20 protein-coding genes and 1 pseudogene are annotated in these 21818 nt (G+C 61.1%); 5 read left to right on the forward strand and 16 right to left on the reverse strand.

The window, feature by feature from the left end; translation table 11 throughout:
* Positions 1 to 53: 53 nt before the first annotated feature.
* Positions 54 to 497, forward strand: coding sequence for a hypothetical protein (locus ACSFCA_RS30670; protein WP_435462185.1), 444 nt, complete (start codon positions 54 to 56; stop codon positions 495 to 497).
* A 61-nt stretch (positions 498 to 558) separates the two neighbouring features.
* Here the strand turns inward: ACSFCA_RS30670 and ACSFCA_RS30675 are convergent, their stop codons facing one another.
* The 9 genes from ACSFCA_RS30675 to ACSFCA_RS30715 form a co-directional block, all read right to left on the reverse strand.
* Positions 559 to 774 carry a hypothetical protein gene (locus ACSFCA_RS30675; RefSeq protein ID WP_435462184.1) on the reverse strand — a complete coding sequence of 72 codons (216 nt, stop codon included), beginning with the start codon at positions 772 to 774 and terminating at the stop codon, positions 559 to 561.
* Positions 775 to 903: 129 nt separating this feature from the next.
* Positions 904 to 1428: an NADH-quinone oxidoreductase subunit B family protein gene (locus tag ACSFCA_RS30680; RefSeq protein ID WP_435462183.1), complete on the reverse strand. Its 525-nt coding sequence runs from the start codon at positions 1426 to 1428 to the stop codon at positions 904 to 906.
* Positions 1428 to 2978 carry a hydrogenase large subunit gene (locus tag ACSFCA_RS30685; protein WP_435462182.1) on the reverse strand — a complete coding sequence of 517 codons (1551 nt, stop codon included), beginning with the start codon at positions 2976 to 2978 and terminating at the stop codon, positions 1428 to 1430. The genes ACSFCA_RS30680 and ACSFCA_RS30685 overlap by 1 nt, the downstream gene beginning before the upstream one ends.
* 4 nt (positions 2979 to 2982) lie before the next feature.
* Positions 2983 to 4437 carry a hydrogenase 4 subunit F gene (locus ACSFCA_RS30690; protein ID WP_435462181.1) on the reverse strand — a complete coding sequence of 485 codons (1455 nt, stop codon included), beginning with the start codon at positions 4435 to 4437 and terminating at the stop codon, positions 2983 to 2985.
* Between the two features lies 1 nt (position 4438).
* Complete coding sequence (locus tag ACSFCA_RS30695; RefSeq protein WP_435462180.1) at positions 4439 to 5101, reverse strand: formate hydrogenlyase; 663 nt, start codon at positions 5099 to 5101, stop codon at positions 4439 to 4441.
* 1 nt (position 5102) lies between these two features.
* Entirely contained in the window at positions 5103 to 6050 is a 948-nt protein-coding gene (locus tag ACSFCA_RS30700; RefSeq protein ID WP_435462179.1) for a respiratory chain complex I subunit 1 family protein, read from the reverse strand.
* Positions 6051 to 6057: 7 nt separating this feature from the next.
* Complete coding sequence (gene hyfB / locus ACSFCA_RS30705; RefSeq protein WP_435462178.1) at positions 6058 to 8082, reverse strand: hydrogenase 4 subunit B; 2025 nt, start codon at positions 8080 to 8082, stop codon at positions 6058 to 6060.
* A gap of 172 nt (positions 8083 to 8254) precedes the next feature.
* Positions 8255 to 9010: a fused MFS/spermidine synthase gene (locus ACSFCA_RS30710; RefSeq protein ID WP_435462177.1), complete on the reverse strand. Its 756-nt coding sequence runs from the start codon at positions 9008 to 9010 to the stop codon at positions 8255 to 8257.
* Between the two features lie 39 nt (positions 9011 to 9049).
* Positions 9050 to 9865, reverse strand: a complete 816-nt coding sequence (locus ACSFCA_RS30715; protein ID WP_435462176.1) for a hypothetical protein — start codon at positions 9863 to 9865, stop codon at positions 9050 to 9052.
* 395 nt (positions 9866 to 10260) lie between these two features.
* On the opposite strand from ACSFCA_RS30715, the gene ACSFCA_RS30720 reads away from it, so the two are divergent.
* On the forward strand, positions 10261 to 10884 hold the full coding sequence (locus ACSFCA_RS30720) for a glutathione S-transferase family protein (protein ID WP_435462175.1): 624 nt from the start codon (positions 10261 to 10263) through the stop codon (positions 10882 to 10884).
* Positions 10885 to 10982: 98 nt separating this feature from the next.
* Here ACSFCA_RS30720 and ACSFCA_RS30725 read toward each other — a convergent pair whose 3' ends face one another.
* Genes ACSFCA_RS30725 through ACSFCA_RS30750 form a run of 6 tightly spaced genes read right to left on the reverse strand, consistent with a single transcriptional unit; the run spans position 10983 to position 18237 of the window.
* Complete coding sequence (locus ACSFCA_RS30725; RefSeq protein ID WP_435462174.1) at positions 10983 to 11732, reverse strand: NADH-quinone oxidoreductase subunit B family protein; 750 nt, start codon at positions 11730 to 11732, stop codon at positions 10983 to 10985.
* An 8-nt stretch (positions 11733 to 11740) separates the two neighbouring features.
* A complete protein-coding gene (locus ACSFCA_RS30730) occupies positions 11741 to 13198 on the reverse strand; it encodes a hydrogenase large subunit (protein ID WP_435462173.1) in 1458 nt (485 codons plus the stop codon).
* A gap of 23 nt (positions 13199 to 13221) precedes the next feature.
* Positions 13222 to 14703, reverse strand: a complete 1482-nt coding sequence (locus ACSFCA_RS30735; RefSeq protein WP_435462172.1) for a complex I subunit 5 family protein — start codon at positions 14701 to 14703, stop codon at positions 13222 to 13224.
* Positions 14700 to 15314, reverse strand: a complete 615-nt coding sequence (locus tag ACSFCA_RS30740; protein ID WP_435462171.1) for a hypothetical protein — start codon at positions 15312 to 15314, stop codon at positions 14700 to 14702. The genes ACSFCA_RS30735 and ACSFCA_RS30740 overlap by 4 nt, the downstream gene beginning before the upstream one ends.
* On the reverse strand, positions 15314 to 16237 hold the full coding sequence (locus ACSFCA_RS30745; RefSeq protein WP_435462170.1) for a respiratory chain complex I subunit 1 family protein: 924 nt from the start codon (positions 16235 to 16237) through the stop codon (positions 15314 to 15316). The genes ACSFCA_RS30740 and ACSFCA_RS30745 overlap by 1 nt, the downstream gene beginning before the upstream one ends.
* A complete protein-coding gene (locus tag ACSFCA_RS30750; protein ID WP_435462169.1) occupies positions 16234 to 18237 on the reverse strand; it encodes a proton-conducting transporter transmembrane domain-containing protein in 2004 nt (667 codons plus the stop codon). Before ACSFCA_RS30750 ends, ACSFCA_RS30745 begins: the two co-directional genes overlap by 4 nt.
* Before the next feature lie 244 nt (positions 18238 to 18481).
* Here ACSFCA_RS30750 and ACSFCA_RS30755 point away from each other — a divergent pair, with 244 nt between their 5' ends.
* Positions 18482 to 18679 (forward strand): ribbon-helix-helix protein, CopG family, encoded by a 198-nt coding sequence (locus ACSFCA_RS30755; RefSeq protein WP_435462168.1) that lies wholly within the window; start codon positions 18482 to 18484, stop codon positions 18677 to 18679.
* Positions 18680 to 19212: 533 nt separating this feature from the next.
* Positions 19213 to 19452 (forward strand): annotated as a pseudogene (locus ACSFCA_RS30760) (glutamyl-tRNA reductase); the annotation flags it as partial.
* A 119-nt stretch (positions 19453 to 19571) separates the two neighbouring features.
* Here ACSFCA_RS30760 and ACSFCA_RS30765 read toward each other — a convergent pair.
* Entirely contained in the window at positions 19572 to 20546 is a 975-nt protein-coding gene (locus ACSFCA_RS30765) for a beta-ketoacyl-ACP synthase III (protein WP_435462167.1), read from the reverse strand.
* Positions 20547 to 21423: 877 nt separating this feature from the next.
* Here ACSFCA_RS30765 and ACSFCA_RS30770 point away from each other — a divergent pair.
* Positions 21424 to 21735 (forward strand): hypothetical protein, encoded by a 312-nt coding sequence (locus ACSFCA_RS30770; protein WP_435462166.1) that lies wholly within the window; start codon positions 21424 to 21426, stop codon positions 21733 to 21735.
* Positions 21736 to 21818: the final 83 nt, after the last annotated feature.

Below are 21818 nucleotides of genomic sequence, written 5' to 3' on the forward strand. Positions count from 1 at the left end.
ACGAGCGACAGTACCCGCCAGCTTTATTGATCTGGATCAAGAGAGGGCAGCGGATGGTGTTGTACACGTCGCTTCGTCAGCGACAGCTCCGAACCGATGCTCCGAAAAAAATGAAGTCTCCGCATCGTATTGATTGCCCAAATACCAATTTATCGCGTCTTATGCTTCTGATCGTTCAGCGCCCTGAGGGAAAGGCATCTGTCTCCCAGCACATCGAGCACCTGTTTGCCGCGCTGGACTGCGTGCAACTTGACAGATCCATCTACACCCTGCCTACAGGGCCGGAGCGGGACGAGGGGCTTCGCCGCCTCGCCAAGGAATGCAGCACGGCTGGCGGCTCCGTCTGGCTGTTCGCGGAATTGGATGATGAGGCCAGAGCCGAGAAGTACCGCCCCTTACGGGATTGCAGCGAGCAATACGCCGAGGCAGTCATGGCGTGGCGAGAAGGTCGCGGCACTTTGCCCGAATTGAAGCCCGGCGAACTTCTTCGGCTGTAGGCGCCTCGCCGCGTGCGGGAGGCGAGCTGCCGTCCTCACTGCTCGGCGAGGTCTGCCGGCATTACATTCCCAGCGCCTTGCGCCCCTTTGCCGTAACGGCCGTTGCTATCGCTGGTTCGTAGACGCGCTCACCGGTGGGCAGTCGCCTAGACGACGGAATGAACGCCGCCACCAACTCTTCCGTTCGCAGAACCGCCAGTTTGTCAATTTCAACGGCACTGAGTAACCTGCACGGCAGGTCTCGGATCGCAAGATCGTTCAGAAGTCCCATGGGCATGAGCACCTCCATATGTAGTGCGAAAGGCCTCTCATCCTAAGGCATGAATTGTTCTGCTTCAAGTGGCGAGAGACAGCGCTTCTCCTGAAGAGGCAATCTCCTGCCGCCGGATGGTAAGGACGGCTGCTACTAACCAGAATTTGACTGTCGTCGCCTCACCGCACTGAGAACCCCGCGCAGGATGTCGACCGGAGGTGGGGGGCAGCCGGGCACCACCACGTCGACGGGAATCACGTTCGATACTCTGCCGCAGCTGGCATAGCTCTCGCCAAAGATGCCGCCGGTACAGCCGCAATCGCCAACGGCGACCACCAGCTTCGGTTCCGGTACGGCATCGTACGTGCGCCGTAACGCTTCTTCCATGTTGCGCGACACCGGCCCAGTCACCAGCAGCATGTCGGCGTGACGCGGACTGGCGACGAACTTGATGCCGAGTCCTTCGATGTTGTAGTAAGGATTGTTGAGTGCGTGAATCTCAAGTTCGCAGCCATTGCATGAGCCGGCATCGACTGCACGGATCGTCAGCGCCTGACCAAGGATGGCGAGCATGTCGCGATGAATGCGATCTACCGCGGCGTACTCACCATCGTCAACCTGGGGCGCCGGCTCGGTGACGATGCCGGTGCGTACGATCTGTTTGAGGATGTGCCACATCAGAGGTCGTGCCCCGAGTAGCTCAGGTTGAAGGATTTGTTGATCAGCGGGAAGTCTGGAACGATGTTGCCGATGATGGCGTGTTCGAGCACCGGCCAGTTCTGCCAGGATGGATCATGGCAATGGCATCGCACGATGCGACCATTTCCCCCGATCTCCAGCGCAACAAAAACCTCGCCCCGCCATCCTTCGACCCAGCCCGCCCCCAGCGATGCCGAAGTCCGGGGCTGCACTTCGATCTGAGCGGCGCCGCCCGGCATGCCGGTGCAAATGACACGGATGAGCCGCAACGACTCGAACACCTCATCGAACCGTACTGCCACGCGCGCCGCGACATCGCCATCCTGGTGCGTCGCGATGACGACTTCCAGCCGATCGTAGGGCGAGCATGGGAAGTCGCAGCGCAGATCTGCCGCTTGTCCGCTGGCGCGCCCTGCCAGACCCGTGAGGCCGAGTTGGGCCGCCAACTGGGGCGTTACCCGCCCGGCTCCGACAAAACGGTCCTGCAGGCCCGCATGCTCGTCGTACACACGTCCGAGCGCGCGCACCTCTTGCTCGACCGCATCGCACTGCGACCGCAGGCGCTCCTGCATGGTTGGCGTCAGATCGACAGCCACCCCGCCTGGCATGACGGCATCCATCATCAGGCGATGACCGAAGATCTCTCTGGACAGGCGCAACCAGTCTTCGCGCAAGCGAGAGAACTGTGCCAGGCCGAAGGTGAGCGCCGCGTCATTGGCCAGAGCACCAAGGTCGCCCAAATGGTTGGCGACGCGCTCTCGTTCGAGCATCAGCGCACGCAGCCAACTGGCGCGCTCCGGAATCTCGCAACCCCAGGCCGATTCGAGCGCCATGCAGTAGGCCCAGGCATAGGCCACCGTCGTGTCGCCAGAGATGCGTCCCGCGAGGCGATGGCCCTCAAGCGGCATCAGCTCCGTGAATCGACGCTCGATACCCTTGTGCGTGTACCCGAGGTGCTGCTCGAGCCTGAGCACTTTCTCGCCCACCACGGAAAAGCGAAAGTGGCCGGGTTCGATGATGCCGGCATGTACGGGTCCGACTGCAATCTCATGTACTCCGTCACCGTCGACGCGCACAAAGGGGTAGTCGGCGGGAAGCGCGCCCCCGGCGGCTCGCTGGGACAGAGCAGTTGGTTGAAGGGGCGGTGGTCCGGCTGACCACACCCGGTGGTCAAGCCAGGGACGATCGTCGCGGTGGCCTTCGGCGCGAATGCCTGACAGGTCTGCGACGGCGCGTTGCATGCGCTCCGCGCAAGGGAACGCATCTGCCAGGTCGGGGAATCTTTGCGTAGCATCTTCCAGCCGAAGTTCAAGCCAGACCAGCCCTTCGGGGATGGCATATGCGGCACACACCGTCATCATTTCCCCGGACGCACTGCGATCGACGCCCCAGACCGAGACTAGGCGCCCACCTGTATCCGCGATGCTGCGCGCGGCAGCGCTCCAGGCATCTTGGTGTACCCGTCCATGCCAAATGGGCACTGGCGTCGGCAGCCGCCGCAGTTCAAGTCCGAGTTCTGAGCACGGCATGTGATCAGTTCCCCAGCATCGCCGCGGCCTGGACGTACCACGCGTTGAGATAGGGTGGAATGTAAAGGCCGAGCATCAGGCCCAGCGCCAGATGTATGAATACTGGAACCAAGGCTGGTGGGTGTGCCAAGGGCTTGACATTGGTCTCACCAAACACCATCGGCTGGATCCGACTGAAGACGGATGCAAATGCCAATCCCAAGGCGATCAGCAGGAAGGGGGTTGCCCAGGGCTGCTCACGCATTGCGGTCGTGACGATCAGAAACTCGCTGGCGAAGACCCCGAACGGCGGCATGCCAAGGATGGCAAGTGATCCGAGCATCAATCCCCGGGCGACCGTCGGACTGACCTTGATGAGCCCACGGATGTTCTCCATCACCTGGGTACCGGCCTTCTGCGTGGCATGGCCGACTGCAAAGAAGATTGCGGACTTGATCAGCGAATGCACTGTCATGTGCAGCAGCCCGGCGTAATTGGCGATCGGGCCACCCATGCCGAAGGCGAAGGTCATCATCCCCATGTGTTCGATCGACGAGTAGGCGAACATGCGTTTCACGTCCTTCTGCCGGATCAGGAAAAACACCGCCGCGACCACCGACAACAGGCCGAAGCCCATCATCAGTCGCCCAGCCAGAGCGTTGTGCAGTGCGCCATCGGTCAGCACCTTGCAGCGCAGGATCGCGTAGAGCGCGACGTTCAGCAGCAGGCCCGACAGCACCGCCGACACCGGCGTCGGGCCTTCGGCATGCGCGTCCGGCAGCCAGTTATGGACAGGCACCAGTCCGACCTTGGTACCGTAGCCGATGAAAAGGAACGCGAACGCCAGCGTGATGATGTTCGGGTCGAGCTTTTCCTTCACCGCATCGAGGTTGGTCCAGAGCAAGGCGCCGCCCTCCGGGCCAATCACCTTCTCAGCTGCCATGTAGAGCAGCACTGTGCCGAACAAGGCCTGGGCGATGCCCACGCCGCACAGGATGAAGTACTTCCATGCGGCTTCAAGGCTGGCGGCGGTGCGATACACACTGACCAGCAGAACGGTGGTCAGTGTGGCGGCCTCCATGGCGACCCAAATGATGCCCATGTTGTTGGTCGTCAGCGCCAGCAGCATCGTGAAGCTGAACAACTGGTACATGCTGTGGTAGAGACGCATGCGCGACGGCGTCATCTTGCCGTGGTCGCGCTCCACGCGCATGTAGGGGCGCGAGAAGATGGCGGTGGTCAAGCCAACAAGCGCGGTCAGAGCGACGAGAAAGACATTCAGCGGATCGATGTGGAACTCGCGGTCCCACGCGAGCATTGGCCCGTTCTCGATGATCTGCACCGTGAGTGCACAGGCGGCAATGAAGGTCCCCAGGCTGAAGCCGACGTTGACGTCGCGCGCATTGTCGCGATGGCCGACCAGCGCCAAGACCAGCCCTCCGGCCAGCGGGGTTGCGAGGAGGAAGGCCAGTGCAAGCAACTTAGTCTTCCTTCAGCTTTTCGAGATGGCGGATGTCCAGGCTGTCGAACTGCTCCCGAATTTGGAACATGAAGACACCCAGGATCAGCACGCCGATCAGCACATCCAGTGCGATACCGAACTCAACCACCATCGGCATGCCGTAGGTGGCTGATGTGGCAGCAAAGAAGAGACCGTTCTCCATCGCGAGGAAGCCGACCACCTGCGGAACCGCCTTTGCGCGCGTGATCATCATCAGGAACGACAACAGCACGCAGGCCAGCGCGATGCCCAACGTACCGCGTGCCACTGCCGACGACAGCTGGGAGATGGGGATCGCCAGATTGAACGCAAAGATCACGACCCCGATGCCGATGAGCATCGTGGTCGGAATTTTGATCAGTGTTTCGATGTCCCCGCGGATGTTGAGGCGGGCGATGACCCGGTGCAGCAGGTACGGGATCAACAGCACTTTGAGCACCAAAGTCAGACCCGCCGAAAGGTACAAGTGGTGCTGATGAGTCACATACCCGACCACAGCGGTTGCAAGCGCCAGCGTGGCGCCCTGCATCGTGAACAGGTGTATCAGCGTGAGGATGCGCCGCTGCGAGAGCATCGCGAATGCGAGCATCAACAGCACCGCGCCGAGCAGGTTGACGAGTTGGGCCAGGATGCTGCTGCTCATGTCAACGGTTGAGCAGCAGGTGCACGAGCATGCCGATCACCGCCAGCAGGAAGGCGGTGGCCAGGAACTCGGGAACGCGGAAGATGCGCATCTTGGCACTTGCCGTCTCCAGCACGGCCAGCAGAAACCCACCCACGGCAAGCTTGACCACCAACGCCGGTAGGGCCAGCAGCATCTCCAGCGGGGCCTGGGCTTCGGCAACGCCCCACGGAAGAAACAAAGCCAAGCCGATGCACGAGTAAGCGAAGAGCTTCAGGCTGGCCGCCCATTCGACCAATGCCAGATGCCGGCCCGAGTACTCGAGGATGAGCGCCTCGTGGATCATGGTCAGCTCCAGGTGCGTGGCCGGGTTGTCGACCGGCACGCGCGCGTTCTCTGCCAGTGACACCATCGTGAATGCAACACCAGCAAAGGCGAGCCCGGGATAGATCGCGAGTTCGCGATGCGCCAGTGTCTCGACAATGGTCGTGAGTGATGTCGATTGGGAAATCAGCGAGGCCGAGAACAACACCATCAGCAGCGCAGGTTCGGCAAGGAACCCGACCAGCATTTCGCGCCGCGCACCCATGGTGCCGAACGCAGTGCCGATGTCCATGGCCGCCAGCGAGACGAATACCCGCGCCAAGGCGAACAGGCCAACCAGCGCTATCGCGTCGGCGGCCGGTGCCAGCGGCAGGTCGGTCGACAGCGTGGGAATGATCGCGCAGGCCAGCACCATGCATCCGAACATCACGTAGGGCGCGATGCGAAACAGTCGCGACGCATGGTCGGCAATCACCGACTCCTTGTTGAACAACTTGTGCAGCATGCGGTAGGGCTGCCAGAGGCTGGGTGCAGACTTGTTCTGGAACCATGCGCGCCACAGGTTGACCCAGCCTGTGAGCAAGGGGGCCAGTGCGATCGCAATGACGATCTCCAGCAACTGCGACAGGAAACCCGTGAGGCTCATGGCGATCTCATCGCATGACCACGAGCAGCGTGGCCACGAGTGTCAGGAAGCTGTACAGAAGGTACACCGAGATTCGTCCCTGCTGCATCAAGCCGACCAGCCGTGCGAGATACGCCGCGACGTCGGCGATGGGCACATAGAGCCAGCGCCAGAAATGATCCTCTACCGTCACGCGATAGCGCGGCTTCGCGTCGAAAGGCGTGGGCAGATCGCGTCGCATCAGGAAGAACGGTTCGAAGATCTGGCGGATCGGCTGGCCGAAGCCCTCGGCGGTGTCCTGCATGCGTGCGGTCCCCCACGGAAAGCCGCAGGCCCAGGGCGGGCTGCGCCGCACACGCCCGTGGTATAGGCCGCGCACGAGCAGGAAAGCGAGCGCAAAGCTTCCCAGGATGCCCAGCAGGAAGATCACAGGACCATAGCTGGCCTGCTCAAGACTGTTCGGCGCCAACAGCCAACCGTTGGCAGATGCCTTGACGCCAAGGCCCGATGCAACAAGCTGTCGCGTCACCGGATCGATCAACTGAATGAACCATGTCGGCAGCAACCCAAGCGCGACACAGCCGAGCGCCAGCCACACCATGCCGATACGCTCCCAGCGGCCGGCATCATGGGCATCGGCGAGTTTCTCTTCGCGTGGCTGACCCAGGAAGATCACGCCAAAGAACTTGACCATCGTGTAGCCGGCCAGCGCGGCCACCAGGACGATGAGCGCGGCAACCACCGGAATGAGCATGGTCAGCAGCGGCACTGGCAGTCCAGGTGTGAAAAGGAAACTCTGCAGCAGCAGCCACTCCGACACGAACCCGCCCAGCGGCGGCAGACCCGCGCTGGTCAGCACGCCCAGCAGCGTGAGCCAGGCGACCCAGGGCATGGTCCGGATCAGTCCCCCCAGCTTGCCGAGATTTCTTTCGGAAGTGGCATGAAGCACGCTGCCGGCGCCAAGAAAGAGCAGGCTCTTGAAGAAAGCGTGGCTTGCGACGTGATAGAGGGTCGCCGTCAACGCGAGCGCGGCCATCGGCTTCATGCCGTAGGCTGAAAATATCAATGTCAGGCCCATGCCGACGAACAGCAAGCCCATGTTCTCGATCGACGAATAGGCCAGCAGCCGCTTCATATCGACCTGCACCGCGGCGAAGACGACGCCGAACAACGCGGTCGCCAGACCGATCGCCAGCAGCAGACCACCCCACCACCACAGGTGTGTGTTCAGCAGATCGAATGAAACGCGCAACAGGCCGTAGACGGCCGTGTTGAGCATGACGCCGCTCATCATGGCCGAAACGGGGGATGGCGCGGCAGGGTGGGCTTCAGGCAGCCAGACATGCAGCGGCAGGATGCCGGCCTTGGCACCGAACCCGAACACCGCCAGCAGGAAACCGGCCGAGGCCCAGAACGGCGGCAATGTCTGGGCGCGCATGTTGGCGAAGGTGTAATCGCCCGTGTTGGCCTGCAACACGCCGAAGCACAGCAGGACGGCGATGGCACCGATTCTCGCCATTGTGATGTAGAGATAGCCGGCGCTACGTACTTCGGCCAGTCGGTGGTTCGCGGTCACCAGGAAGAACGACGACAGTGCCATCGTTTCCCACATCACCATGAATGAATACGCGTCGTCGGCGAGGATCACGCCCACCATGCTGACCAGGAAAACGTGGTACTCCAGGCACAGCAATCCGGGGGGCGTGCCTTCGCCCTTTCGGAAGTAGCCGGCTGCAAATGCGGAGATGCCGGCCGAGGCGCCTCCAACCACCATCAGGAAATAAGCGGACAGGCTGTCCAAGCGCAGATGAAACGGCAGTGTCGGCAGTCCGATGGGCAGGACGGCGACCTCCGGGGAGTCAAGGAGTGCGCCCAGAGCCAAGCTGAAAAGTGCCAGTCCGAGCAACGCGCTAACAGGAAAGAGCCACCGGGACACCAAGCCGAGTCGATGCAGCGCAAATACGCCAGCGATGCCAAGGAGGAGCCAGGCCAACGCAACAACGAGTATCCAGTCCAGCCAGAGCCATTGCGCGAGAGAAGGCAGGCTGGTCATCGCTGGGGACTTTGGAGGTCAGCGCGCTACGAGAGGACGCCTTTCACCGACCGTGAGGTTTGGCGAAAAGGCTGGCATGCAACTTCGAGTTCCATGGATCCTCAGCATCGCGTTGAAATCCAAAGGGTATCTTCAACACATGGTATATGAATACCATGCGATTCAGGAAGGCCTAGCTTCGCTGGTCTTTCAGCGCGGACGTGATCAGTGCAAACCCCGCCAGCAGTTGGCTGGCGGCGAAAGGATCGAGGTTGGGCGGCTTGCGAATTGCACCGAGCCGATACGTCTCGAGAGCGTTGCCTTTGCACGCGAACACGATGTTGTGGCTCTCCTCGCCATCTTCGACGACAAGGACGGACTCATTGAAGCTCTGGCGGATCCGGATCAGGTGGTCGACGCTCTCGGGGTCCCCGTGCTGCAGGTTGACCACCATGATCCCATCGGGCTTGAGCGACTCGTAGCAGCCGTCATAGAAACCCTGGGAGCTCAGCTGGGCAGGCAGGCCTTCCAGGACATACCCATCCACGATCAGGACATCAAAGCGGCTGGGATCGCGATGCACGAAGTCCGCTCCATCGGCCTGAAAGACCATGAATCGCGCATCATCAGGGGGAATGTGAAACTCTTCACGCAATGCGATGACATGCGGATTGATCTCGGCGATCTGGATTCGGGTTCGGCTCAGATAGTGATAGCAGAACTTGGCCAGCGATCCGCCCCCCAAGCCGATCATCCCGATGCTCCGGGGGTCAGGCTTGAAGAGCAGGAAGCCCATCATCGTGCGCGTGTATTCGAGCGCCAAGGCGTTGGGATCATTGATGCGCATGCGACTCTGGATGTTGCTGATGCAGAAATGAAGGAGCTTGGAAGTAGCGGTTTCGTAGACGAAGGGTTTGACGTGTCGAGCGGAGGCTAGGCTGTCGGGCATGAGTGAGAACGGCTCTTGGTTTCTGATGGGGAATCGGGTTCAGCGCTGGGCCATGCGCGCCAACGAAGCACGGATGTGGTCAACATCCATGTTCGTGATCACCACGCGCGGCGTGAGGAACATCGGTGCGTTGAGTTCAAGGTCCGGCACCACAAGCAGGCATTGACTGCGTGCATCGTTCAGTGCAGTCATCCTGTGGTGCGCGAGAACGCCCTGGCGCACGACGTCCGTGGGCACGACGTTCCTGAGCAGGTTGACGATGACGATGCGATTCGGCCCGATATCCAACGTTGCGATGTCGTCCCCTTCTGGAGAGGTCGAAGCGATCTGGCTTGTGGCCATTTCAGGATCGCTCTTCAGGATCTGCCGGATGATTTCGTGCAGGCAATCGCGCATGATGGTCTCCGGAAAAGAGCCGGCTGTCTTGGAAGCTCGAAGGAGGCTTGCTACCTCCAGCAGGTTGGCATCGCTCCCTTCGTACCGCAGGCAGTGCAAACGCCACTCAGGGTGTTGTTGACAGGCGGTGTCGACCTCGCGGGGATCCGAGGCGGCATAGCAGACTGCGTCCAGCCAGGTCATGGTTTCTTCAAAGGCATCGATCGACTCCAGGGCATCGGGGAACTGCCGTGCGTAGGATCTTGGATCTCGCACGCCGTTGTGTGCGCGCATCAGCGGCGAGGCGAGACGCACATAGTCACCGTCGCGCCAGACGGCGGCACAGACCTTCGGCTTCCCGGATGGCGGCAGAAATTGCACCAGCTTCAGGTGACGGCTGCGGTGCGAGCGGCGGGCTGCTATGGACTTGTTGAACATTTGTTGAGACATCACGACACCTTCGACGCTCTCCACCAGCATTGACCACCTGCGCACCCGGCGAGCATGGGTCGCCAACACCAATCAACCACCTATTCAGCACTGCCGGATGACAAGCTGTTGGGACGACTGGATTTCAGTCGCAATCCGTCCCTCATGAAAGTCCGATCAGCGGCGCGCAATTACTCGACACACAGCTAACCCGCGCACTTCACATAACACGATAAAAAGCAAATGTAATGCGTCTGATGTTTCGTTGCAATGATAATAACATTATCATGCTCCGATGATGTCGATACTTGCCGCGGAGCGCCTGACCTCGGCCGGTCTTCCGGCTTGAAATCAAATTCAGGAAAAAATGGCTTGGAATTCGACTTGACTGGCATTCCCAGAGGAGCTGGGCCAGTTTTCTTTACCGACACAGTGCGAAGGCATGCATGCTGCTCTATGGAAGTACCGACTCGGGTCACTCGTACAAAGTCAGGTCTTTTCTCCTGATGTCAGGGACACCCCACAGCTATGAGTGGGTTGATCTCGGCACGCCAAGATTGGAACGCTCCGCGGCATTCGTTGCTGTCAGCAAGTTCGGCGAAGTTCCCGTTCTGATCGATGACGGCATCGCGCATTGCCAGTCGAACGCGATCCTGATGCATCTCGCCCAGCGCACGAACGCTTTCCGCGGCCATAAAGCCGAATGGCGTGCGATCCTCGAGTGGCTTTCCTGGGAGGCGAATCGCATCGGCTTCAGCGCGCCCAATCTGCGCTTTTCGTTGTTGTGGGAGCCTCAGCCGCCCGATGTTCTTGCGTACCTGCGCAAACGGGTTCTCGCAGACTTGCAGACGCTCGACGAAGCGCTCTCAAGAACTGAGTTCCTTTTGCCTTCGGGGCCGACGATTGCGGATATTTCATGTTCCGCCTACCTTTTCTGGTTGTCTCAGACCGGGTTTTCGGAGGCCGACTACCCTCATATTGAGCGCTGGCTGGGTCTGCTGCGCGCGCTGCCTGGGTGGATTCATCCGGACGAAGCGATGAGGCTGGCGCCATTGGCACCTAGCGCCTGAGGAAGTTCAACGTCACGGACGTCCCGCAATGCTGTCGGATCCGCCTTCCCACGGCAGTCCGTTGTCGTCGACGACTGGACTGAACCCCGTGATCTAACTCAGCTACTGATGCCAAGTAGATCAAGAACGCCGCATACGAAAGTGAGCGGGTGCGGCGGACAGCCGGGCACATAGAGCGTCGGCTTGAAGCGATCAAGGAAGCCTCGCTCCAGGGTTCCTGCCCCTTCGAACGGGCTCCCTGAAATTGCGCAGATCCCGACCGCGATCACAAGCTTGGGATCGGGCATGCCGTCCCAGCACAACTCCAGCGCTGCCGCCATGTTGCGGGTGATCGGTCCCGTCAGCACCAGGCCGTCCGCGTGCCGAGGAGATGCCACGATGTCGATGCCGTAGCGCGCGATGTCGAAGTTGACGTTGGTGAGGGCATTGACCTCGAGCTCGCAGCCGTTGCAACCGCCGGCCGAGACGGATCTCAGTTTGAGGGAGCGGCCAAAACGCTTGCGCAGTGCTTCGGACACCTTCACGGGATCGGGCATCGGTCGCGATGCGCTGACGGTCAATCCATCTCGATTGGTCGAGGCCAGCTTGAAGTCGTTCGTGAACGATATCTTTCCACTGGGGCAGGCGGGCGCGCAGTCACCGCACATCACGCAACGCCCCAAATCGATCTGCACCGGGTCGAGCGTGATCGCCTCGGTCGGGCACGCGGCCGCGCAGGCACCGCAGCCTGTGTCGCAAGAGGCACTGCCGATGGCGGGCTTGCCGCGGAAGCCGATGGGGTTGGCCTGGCGAGGGTCCTTGATGTACTGGGTCCCCTGCGAGATCCTCACGCCGATCGACTTGAGCATCGATGTTCCTAGAGATCGTTCCCGCAATAGGAAAGATCAAAACTCTTGTTGCAGATGGGGAAGTCCGAGATCTCGTTGTCGCGCAGGGCGAATGCAAGGCCGAACCAGTTCAGCAGCGACGGGTCCTGCACCTTGTAGTGGACCAGGCGCCCGTCCGGACCGGTCTCCAGCACCTGGACCACTGGGCCTCGGACCCCCTCCCGCACCGAGACGCAGAGCGTGTCGGGCCAGAGTGCTCCCACCGCTGCGGGCGCAGGGGCTCTCAGGTCGATGTCTTGCGCTTGGAGCACTTGCTTCAACCATCGGACCGATTCGTCGATCTCGCGCATACGCAGTTTCAGCCGCGCCCAGCAGTCCCCCGTGTCTTCCGTCAAGCGCGCGACGGGATGGGCGGTGTAGATCCGTCCAGGCAAACTGACGCGCATGTCGACGGCGGCGCCGCTGGCGCGCCCCACCAAACCCACGAGTCCGAGGTCTTGCGCCGCCTCATGGGTCACGACGCCGACTCCTCGAAAACGAGACTGCACGCTGCGTGCGCTGAGGATGAGGTCGTTGACCTCAGCGAAGTCTTTCGCAAAGGCCGCGATGGTGGCGAGCAGGTCTCGCCGAAGTTCGTCGGTGATTCCGAACCGGACGCCGCCCGGGCGCAGCCACCCGCGGCCGAAGCGGCTGCCGCAAATCCGCATGCAGGCGTTGATGATCGCCGTGCGCAATCGCCCATAGGTGGCGCCGCCCTGCAGGAACGCGATGTCCGTCGCCAGCCCCGTCAGGCTGGCCAGGTGCATGGCCACGCGCTCCAACTCGAGGGCGATGCCGCGGACAAGGTCGGACTCCATGCAGATCTGGGTACTGGACAGTGCCTCCACTGCGGCACAGTAGCCCCAGGCATACGCGATGCTGCTGTCTCCCACGATGGTCTCGACCAACGGCGTGAGCGCGAGCGGCGGACGGCGCAAGAGCAGCTCCTCGACGCCGCGGTGCTGGTAGCCGAGCTGGATTTCCAGGTGATGCACCTGTTCGCCATGGCACATGAACCGGAAATGCCCCGGCTCGATCACGCTGGCATGGATCGGTCCAACCCCGACCTCATGAATCTCCTGACCGCGTACCTTGAAGAAGGGGTACTCGGTCATGTGTTGTTGGTGGTCGCCTTCGTAGCGCACTGGCTTGAGCCAGGGATGCCCGACCGGGATCAATCCGGTTTGCTCCCACAGCTCCCTTTCGAACATCTGCGCGGCGGGATACCTGGGCGTCAGCGATGGAAACGATGCATGGCGCTTGCCACGCCCGCGCAGGATATGCAGTCGCTCCTCCTCACCCATCAGAACGGCCGTCACCACGGTCTGATCCCCCGCGTCCGGACGCCCGAAGAGCGTGATTAACCGATCGCCGGCATCTAAAGCTTGAGCGCACTGGTCCGCCCATGTGGACAAGCCGATGGGCGCCATCTCGCGGGTGAGCATCATGGCCAGCGACTTGATCGGCCCCATCACTGTCCCCCGATCGATTGCGCCACCTGACGCAGCAACTGACTGACCGGCGCAGGTGTGTAGACACCCAACATGACCAGGGCCACGACGAATCCCAGCTTGGGCGCCGCGGTCACCCAGCTCCCGTCGGTCGGCGGAACCTGTCGGTTGGAGGGGCCCCAGAGCATCGGGAAAATCGAGCGTCCCGTCGCGACAAAGATGATCGTCAGCATCGTGCACATCACGGTGAACGCGATCAGATTGCCCGATTGCACGATGCCCGACAGGATCAGCATCTCCGCCATGAAGCTGCCGAACGGGGGGAACCCCAGCAGCGCGAAAGTGCCCACGGCGAACAGCAATCCGGAGAAAGGAAGCACCCGGATCACACCGCTCAGCGCCTTGATTTCGTTGGTGCCATAGACCGCTCGCAGCCGTCCCGCGGTGAGGAACAGCAGGGCTTTGACGAAGGCGTTGCTGACGATGTAGAGCAGGACCCCGTACGCGGCGGTTCTGCCGACCGACAAACCAATGGCGATCACGCCGGAGGAACTGACGCATGCATAGGCGATCAACCGCTTGTAGCTGTGCGCGGCCATCACCTGGATCGCTGCCACGGTCAGCGACAGACAGCCCATGATCAACAGCTGATAGGCCACGAAGCCTGAATCCTGGACATGGAACACTTGGAGAATTCGAAAGACCGCGACCACGCTGATGTTGAACTGCACGGCCGCGAGCAGCGCGCTCGTGCTGGTCGGTGCGGCCTCGTAGGTCTCGGGCATCCAGCTGTACAGCGGCGCCAGGCCAAGCTTGCTGCCCAGGCCGAACAACATCAGCCCCAATCCGAGGTGGCGCCAGGAATCGCCCACGGGTGGCATGGCCGCAGCCATTTCGCTGAGTGCGAAATTGATCTCCACGCCCTGCAGGTATGCCGAGCGGGTGAGACACATGATGCCCAGGAAAGTCAGCGCGAGCGACATGCTGGAGTACAGCAGGTAGCGCCAGGCGACCCGATGCGGAGACTTTGCGTTGCCCTGCGCGACCAACGGCGCTGCGCACAACGTGGTCAGTTCGATGAACGCCCACAGCAGCAGCAGGTTGTTGGCCATCACCCCAAGGTTCATGGCCACCATGAAGGCGAGCGTGAGGGATGCCCGGGACGGCATCCGTGTGGCCAGCGTGGCCGACGTGCTGACCCGGGAGGCCATGTAGACGCTGATGCCCAGGAACACGATGTTGATCACCAGCAGGAATAGCAGCGAAGTGGCGTCGAGAACGAAATAACGCTGCGCGAAATAGAGCGGAAGCTCCGCGAGCGGCGTGCGCACGAAGACGGTCACCCACAGACCCAGGGTGGCCAGTGCGACTGCAACCAGCGCCGGGCCGATCCATGGATAGCGCGTCTTCTGGAACTGACTTGCGGACCCCAAAGGCTCCACGGGCTTGGAAACGCCTGGTGCGAGCAGGCCCGATTCGAAAACAACGCGCGGGCTATTCATGTAGGCTCCTTCGCGGGAAGCTTCGGCTCGCCCGTTTCACCCGGCTCTTGTGCGCCAACCAGCCAGCTGCCGACACCGGCTGTGAGCAGGTAGATGGCGCTCAGAGCGGCATGAACAGGCAGTGGCCAAGGCTCGGGGAGTAAGGACTCGAACAGCGCCAGTGCGTTCTCCATGAAAAGGACCGCCACGAGTTGCGCCGGCGGTGAGTTGTTGGTCGAAAGCACCAGCAAGGCCACGGCCACCGTTGCGCCGACAACGCCGAGCGTGAAGGCCTGCCGGTCGGACATGGCCGGTGCACCGAACTCGAATGCCAGGACGATGAGCGCAACGGCGATAGCCCAGGTGAAGAGGTTCGACGGCATCAAATCCATGTTCGGTTCGACGCGCAGACGGATGGCGCGACGCAACAGGAGCGGGGCGATGACGCCGTGCACGAGCAGGACCTCCAGCAGAGCCACGAGTACGTGGGGCGACACCTGTACTTGCGGCGAGGTGCTGCTCCAGCCCAGAGCCAGCGCTTGCATGGCGAGCCAGACCGGCGTGGACCGTATCTTGCTGAAGAAGACTGGGGCGACCGTGGCAACCAAAAAGATAACCAGTGGCAGCGTCATCAGGGCCTCGTCAGCCAGCCGGCGCCGCCCAGGCACAGCGCCGCGAGCGTCGATGCCAGCATCAGGTATGGCGGCACCAGTCGCATGCGCAGGCGTGCGACCAGTGACTCGACACACCCAACCACCACGGCAACACCGGCCATGATGAATGTCGAGAAGAGTATGCAGGCCAGCGGCGCGGTCGCCAGGTCGAAAGGATTGAGCAGGGCAGCGACAAGACCTGCATAGATGGTCATCTTCAGGGCTGCGGCGTATTGCATCGCCGCCAGTTCCGGCCCACTGTGGTCGAGGACCATCACCTCGTGAATCATCGTCAATTCGAGGTGTGTCGACGGATCGTCCACGGGGACCCGTGAAGCCTCGGCTTGCAGCAGGATGAACAGGACCACGATCAGAGGCAGGACCAGCCAGCGAAACGATTCGGCCTGGTGCAGATGGCCAATCAGGCCCGCAAAGCTGGAGTGACCAGTGACGACGCTGGCGGCGCCGATGAGCAGGAAAAGCGCGGGTTCGACGAAGGCGGTGAACGATGCTTCGCGGGCGGCTCCCATGCCTTCGAAGGCGCTGCCAACGTCCATGGCCGACAGCATGAGAAAGATGCGCGCGAGTGCGAGGGTGTAGGCAAAGAAGACGAAGTCGTGGTTGAACTCGAGCGGTGCGAATCGGCCGAGATTCGGCGCGATCATCGCTGCGAGCATGGATGCGGCCAGGACCACCCAGGCGCCAGTGCGAAACAGCGGCGTGGTCACGGCGCTGAGCACAGGGCGTTTCCTCATGAGTCGCAGCAGGTCCCACCCCAACTGCATCAGCGGCGGGCCTTTGCGCCCTGCCCATAACGCCTTGGTCCGGTTCACGAGACCGACCATCAACACCGGCATGCCGAGCGCCAAGAGCGCGTGCGCGAATCCCGTCACAAGCGTCATTGCAGCGGCCCGCTCACCAACACCAGAATCCCAGCGATCACGACGATGCCAATCAGGGCCGCCGCAAAGGCAACGCGCGGATCATCTTCGTGCAATCGCTTCGAGAGATCGCCCGCCGAGGCATCACCGTGACCGATCACGGAGAACAGTCGCCGCTCTACGGCGTCCACACAGTCAGTGATCAGGTAGCTTTCGGTCGGAAAGTAGCCGGCTGGGGCCTTCTGTCGCCGCAACATCACCATCACACTGCGAAATCGTGCGCTGAAATCCGACGAGAAGCTGGATCCGGTGTATTGCATGCGCGAGTTCGGCGCAGCATAGCCACAGCCCCAGGTGACGTGGCTCGAGGCGGTTGGAGATGCGACTCTTGACCGAAGCCAGATGAGCACTTCGACCAGCAGGACGAGTCCCCCGGAGACCACGCCGATCCAGGTCAGTGTCGTGGCGATGGATTGCAGGACATTGCCAGCGGGGTTGGGCAAGGTTCTCAGTGCGATGCCGGCGGGGCCCTGCACCAGCTTGAAGCCCAGTATCGGCATCACCCCCAACGCGATGACACCTGCTGCGTGCACCCCCATGGGAACCAGCATCCAGCGACTCACCTCGGTCGGCAATGGCACGCTGCGATCGCGCGGTGTGCCAAGAAAGACCACGCCGAAGGCGCGCGTGATGCTCAACGCGGACACGGCGCCCACGAAGGCCAGCAGCGCGCCAGTGGCACAGAGTGCCACCTTCGCCCAGACCCCGATTGGCGCATCGGTGAACAGGCCCGAGTAGATGACGAACTCGCTGGTGAAGCCGTTGAGCGGCGGCATCGCGGCAATCGCGACACCACCGAGGATGAAGCTCAGCGAGGTCCATGGCATCAGGCGGGACAGCCCGCCCAGTTTTTCCATGTCGACGGTATGCGTGGCCTGGTAGACAGCACCGGCGGCGTAGAACAGCTGGCATTTGAAGAACGCGTGGTTCAGCAGATGCAGCAACCCGCCGGTGAATCCGATGGCCACGAGCGAGGCATTGCCCCAGCTCAGTCCCAGGCAGCTGACACCGAAGCCGATGCCGGCGATACCAACGTTCTCGGTCGAGGAGTAGCCCAGCAGGCGTTTCAGGTCCCGCTGGCCGACCGTGTACAGGGCGCCGATCAGCGCCGACAGCGCGGAGAAACCGATCAGAAACCAGCCCATCCACTCGTCGGGTCTACCGATCAGGAAGACGAAGCGCACCAGCGCGTAGAGACCGGCCTTGTGGATGACCCCCGACATCAGCGCGGAGACGTGCGCGGGTGCGGCGGCATGGGCGCGCGGCAACCAGGAGTGAAAGGGAAAGAACGCCGACTTCAGGCCGAAGCTCGTGACCAGCAACAGGAAGACGAGGTTGCGTTCTGCCCCGGCGTTGTTTCGCAGCCAGCGCCCAAAACTGCCGAGATCCCATGAGCCCGAATGCGTGTACAGGATCATGAACGCGGCGACCAGGAAGATCAGCCCGATGTGCGTGGACACCAGATAGTTGAAACCGGCGAAGCGGACCTTCTGATTCGTGTAGTCCCAGATGACGAGAAGCCAGGCAGCCAGTGCCGCCGTCTCCCAGCCCAGCAGGAATATCAGGGCATGGTCCGCGGTATAGACCAGAACGAACGACAGGGAAATCAGGTTCAGTAGCGCATAGTGCAACCCTAGGTGTCGCGTCGATTTGAAATAGGGGCGCAGATAGCCGACGGCATAGATGCTGCCTAGCAAGGTCATCGGCAGCGACCAGACGAGAAAAAAGGCGCCGAGCGCGTCCAGTTGCACCTTCAGCGTGCCCACCGGATAGGCCCATGCCAGTTCGCCGACCACCGGCGCTCTTCCGGCCAGAATGGGAACCGCCGCTGCCCAGACAAAAGCCGTGGCAATCAGCTGCGAAAATATCCCCGTCCCGGCATGCACGGCATTGCGCATGGGCAGCAGGCAAACAGCAGCGCCCAGCAGCAATATGAAGACAGCCGCATTGAGAGCCGTCATTGATGGCCCCGAACCTCGGGCGCTAGGACGTACGATGCCTCCCCGTCGAATCGAAGGTGCTCAGCCGAGCGCTGCTGCGACCTGAATTTACAAGCCACGTGCGACATGCATGAATCAACGAAACAATGCAAATGAAGAGCTCCAAGATCTCGGCCAAACAGGCACTCAGGGTGCCCACTCAGCTTGCAATTCGATTGCGCTGAATGATACTATCATTATCATGAAACTAGCATAGGGATACCTTATGGAACTCAAGACTGCGCGCCTGACGGTGCTGGTTGATCCCTCGAAGAAAAAAGCATTTGAAGCGCTTTGCGCACGGCAGGACGTCACACCTTCACAGGTGGTGCGACGCCTGATCCGCGACTACCTGACTCACCACGGTGTGACCTTCGTCCCCAGCGGCACAGAGCAGGAAGAGGAGATGGTCGAGAAGCCTTGATCGCTCTGTCGCCAAAGAAGAGCATCGGACACCGCGTGCCGTCGGTCGTACCCCACAAAGACGTCTGTGCCGTTGAGTCGAGGCATGCAGGCCATGCCCGTTCGACTGGGCCAGACAGCAATGAGGCCTCACTTGGCAAGACGGTGGGCTTGCCCTGCTTCCAGCATCGCCGTGCTTTTGGGGCAGCGCCTTGGAGTGGCGAAATATGCTTCCGCATCGCGGTAAGAGCAGGGATTTGAAACAAGACGACAACCTCCCTTCCGAGTCCCTTGACGATGCACGATTGAGGCATCTGGCGCGTGAATGGCGTGATCGCGCGCGGCACGGGGATCAGATCGCACCCGGGATTGCGGACGCCTTCGAGGCGGAAATACGACGTCGTGAGCGACGAACTGATGGCGCGTCTGGTACGGGGCAGACCCGAACAAGCGGCGTGGCTTCACGACCTTGGTGGAAGTTTTGGTGAAGATGGAGGGCTTCTCTGCCGTGTGGCGAGCAAGGCCTTCGGGTACTGACTGTGTCGGAACTGCATCGTGCCGCTGATCCAGCAACTGAACACGCAGGCCGACAAATGGTGCGCGGCAGAAATGGCGCGGGCGCGCAGGTTGCTGGCCAAAGGCGAGTCGGTCGACGCAGTCCTCGAGGTGATGTCGCGCGGACTTACCCAGAAGATGATGCATGGCGCGATGGCCGAGTTGCATGCGGGAGATGCTGCGTCGCGCGAGCAAACGATCCAGACGATCTCGCGCATGTTCTTGCGCAAAGAGCGTTAGTAACCTTCAGCCATATGTTCGTGGCTCGATGGTCCAGCACCTGACGATAAGGGCAGTGCAGACGAGTTTCGGGCCAGAAGGAGCATGAGTTTCGATGAAGTCCTTGCGTGCCAACAGTGCTACAGGGTCAGCAAAATCGAGCCCCAAGTAAAACCCCCGCCCACCGCTTCGAGCAGGATCGTGTCCCCCAGCTTTACCCTGCCGTCGCGTCTTGCCTGGTCGAGTGCGAGCGGAATCGAGGCCGCAGAGGTATTCCCATGTTCGGGCAGCGTGACGATCAATTTTTCGCGCGGCATTTGCAGTTTTTTTGCGGTGCCTTCCATGATCCGGATATTGGCCTGGTGGGGGATGAGCCAATCAACATCGGCGACAGACTTAGCTGCCTTGGCGAGCGTCGTGCGGGCCGTCTCTTCGAGCAAGCGAACGGCGAGTTTGAATACAGCCGGACCGTCCATCTCAAGCAGCGGCCTGCCCAGCACATTTCCGCCCGACACGTGACCCGGAACGCACAGTATCCCCACGTGCTTGCCATCGGCGTGCAGATCACTTGCGAGGATGCCGGCTTCGTTGCTCGCCTCCAGCACCACGGCTCCCGCACCGTCGCCAAACAGCACGCAGGTCGTGCGGTCACTGAAATCCAGGATGCGCGAAAACACTTCAGCACCGATCACCAGAGCGCATTTCGCAGCACCAGTGCGGATCATGGCATCCGCGACCGTTAGCGCGTAGATGAAACCGCAGCAGACGGCCTGCACATCAAACACGGGGCATCCAGCGATGCCCAACTTGTGCTGCAGGATGCTGGCTGATGACGGGAACACCATGTCGGGCGTCGATGTGGCGACGATGATCAGATCGACATCGTCGGCGCTGCGATTCGCAGCCTTCAGTGCATTCCTCGCCGCCGCCAGCCCGAGGTCGCTGCTGGCGACATCGCGTGCAGCGAAGTGGCGCGCACGAATGCCGGTGCGTTCGACGATCCATTGATCCGAAGTCTCGATATCACGTGATGCCAGTTCGCCCGACAGATCGTCGTTGGTGACGCGTTGCGGAGGCAAAAAGCTGCCAGTGCCGGTGATGCGGGAGAAAGGCATTGTCAATTTGATGGCGATCCAATGAAGAGTCCCGCAGCGGTCCGGTTCACACAAGTAGAACCGCCCACACAACCTCTGTGCGACCTGTGTTCAAGAGAAGTGCAACTACAGCGCCTACGTTGGGCGAGCCGACTCTCACAACGCCCAGAGCAAACAGTTTCGCCGTGCGTCATGCCGCAAGTGAGGGGGTGGATCGTTACGGCAGTGGCATGATAATATAAATCGCATGAAAATCGTGTTTAAGGCCACAAAGATGCGAGTTACATGTTCTGGTGATCGGGCAGGGAAAGGTGCGTCGTGCTTTTGATGAGGCGTTATCGAAGCAGGCGTTTTGTGCTCCAAGCAGCTTCAACGCGTGTGGCTCCAAACCGCTCTTCACGAGCGCTGATTCAAACGTGCAGAGAACTCTCGATCTGCGCTACAAGAATTTGCGTCGCCCGAGGCAACGGCTGGTCGATGCAAGTGTCTGCTTCAATGCTTGGACATCTGAGAAACACAGCGCTCGCAAATTTGCAGCAGGAAGAAATTCGTTTTTCGAACGACGGAGACTACGATGTTCACGATGGATAAATGGGAACTCAAGAGCCGTGGAATCAGATTGCCCGACGGCCGTTTTGCGGCGGCAGCGACAGCGACATATTGCGTGGAACCGCATCCGGATCAGCATCCCCTCCAATGGTTGGAGCCGACGTTTGAGACGGAGGCCGAAGCTGCCGAGTGGGGTATGAAGGAGGTGAGGACCTGGCTTGAGGCTCGCTTGGATTCGGGAGAGTAGGCATTCGCCAGTACTTCGGACTATCGCTTGGCTGTTGATCATCACGTAGATGATGTACTTCTGGGAGCTCGCCAGCCCCCAACTCAGCAGGGACATGGAGCCATGGTTCATGCGATCACCAAATCGTGGATAGCGATTGAAGGCGAGGGTCTCGTCATCATCGATACTGTGGTCATCGATGGGCAATACTGGATCGTCCCCGAGTGGATCGATGGATATCCGTCGGAAGGATTTTCCAGACCGACTCGCACGATTCGAATAGATCGGTTGCCTCATTCCTGGGTGTCGGGCCAGATGACTTTGCGAGATCCCATCCCAAAGGATGTTCTTGATGGACGACAGACTGGTCGATATGAAGTGGTAGAGATGCCAAATCACTTCGTCGAATTTGGTCCTCCTGGAGAATTGCACTAGCAGACGAGCGGAGTTCTCGAATGGATCGATCTGCAGTCTCCTGTCCGAACGATCCTCGCCGTCGAGGGATCGAGCCCGACGGC

The sequence above is a fragment of the Variovorax multivorans genome (genome assembly GCF_051216835.1).
Classification (GTDB): Bacteria; Pseudomonadota; Gammaproteobacteria; order Burkholderiales; family Burkholderiaceae_C; genus Variovorax.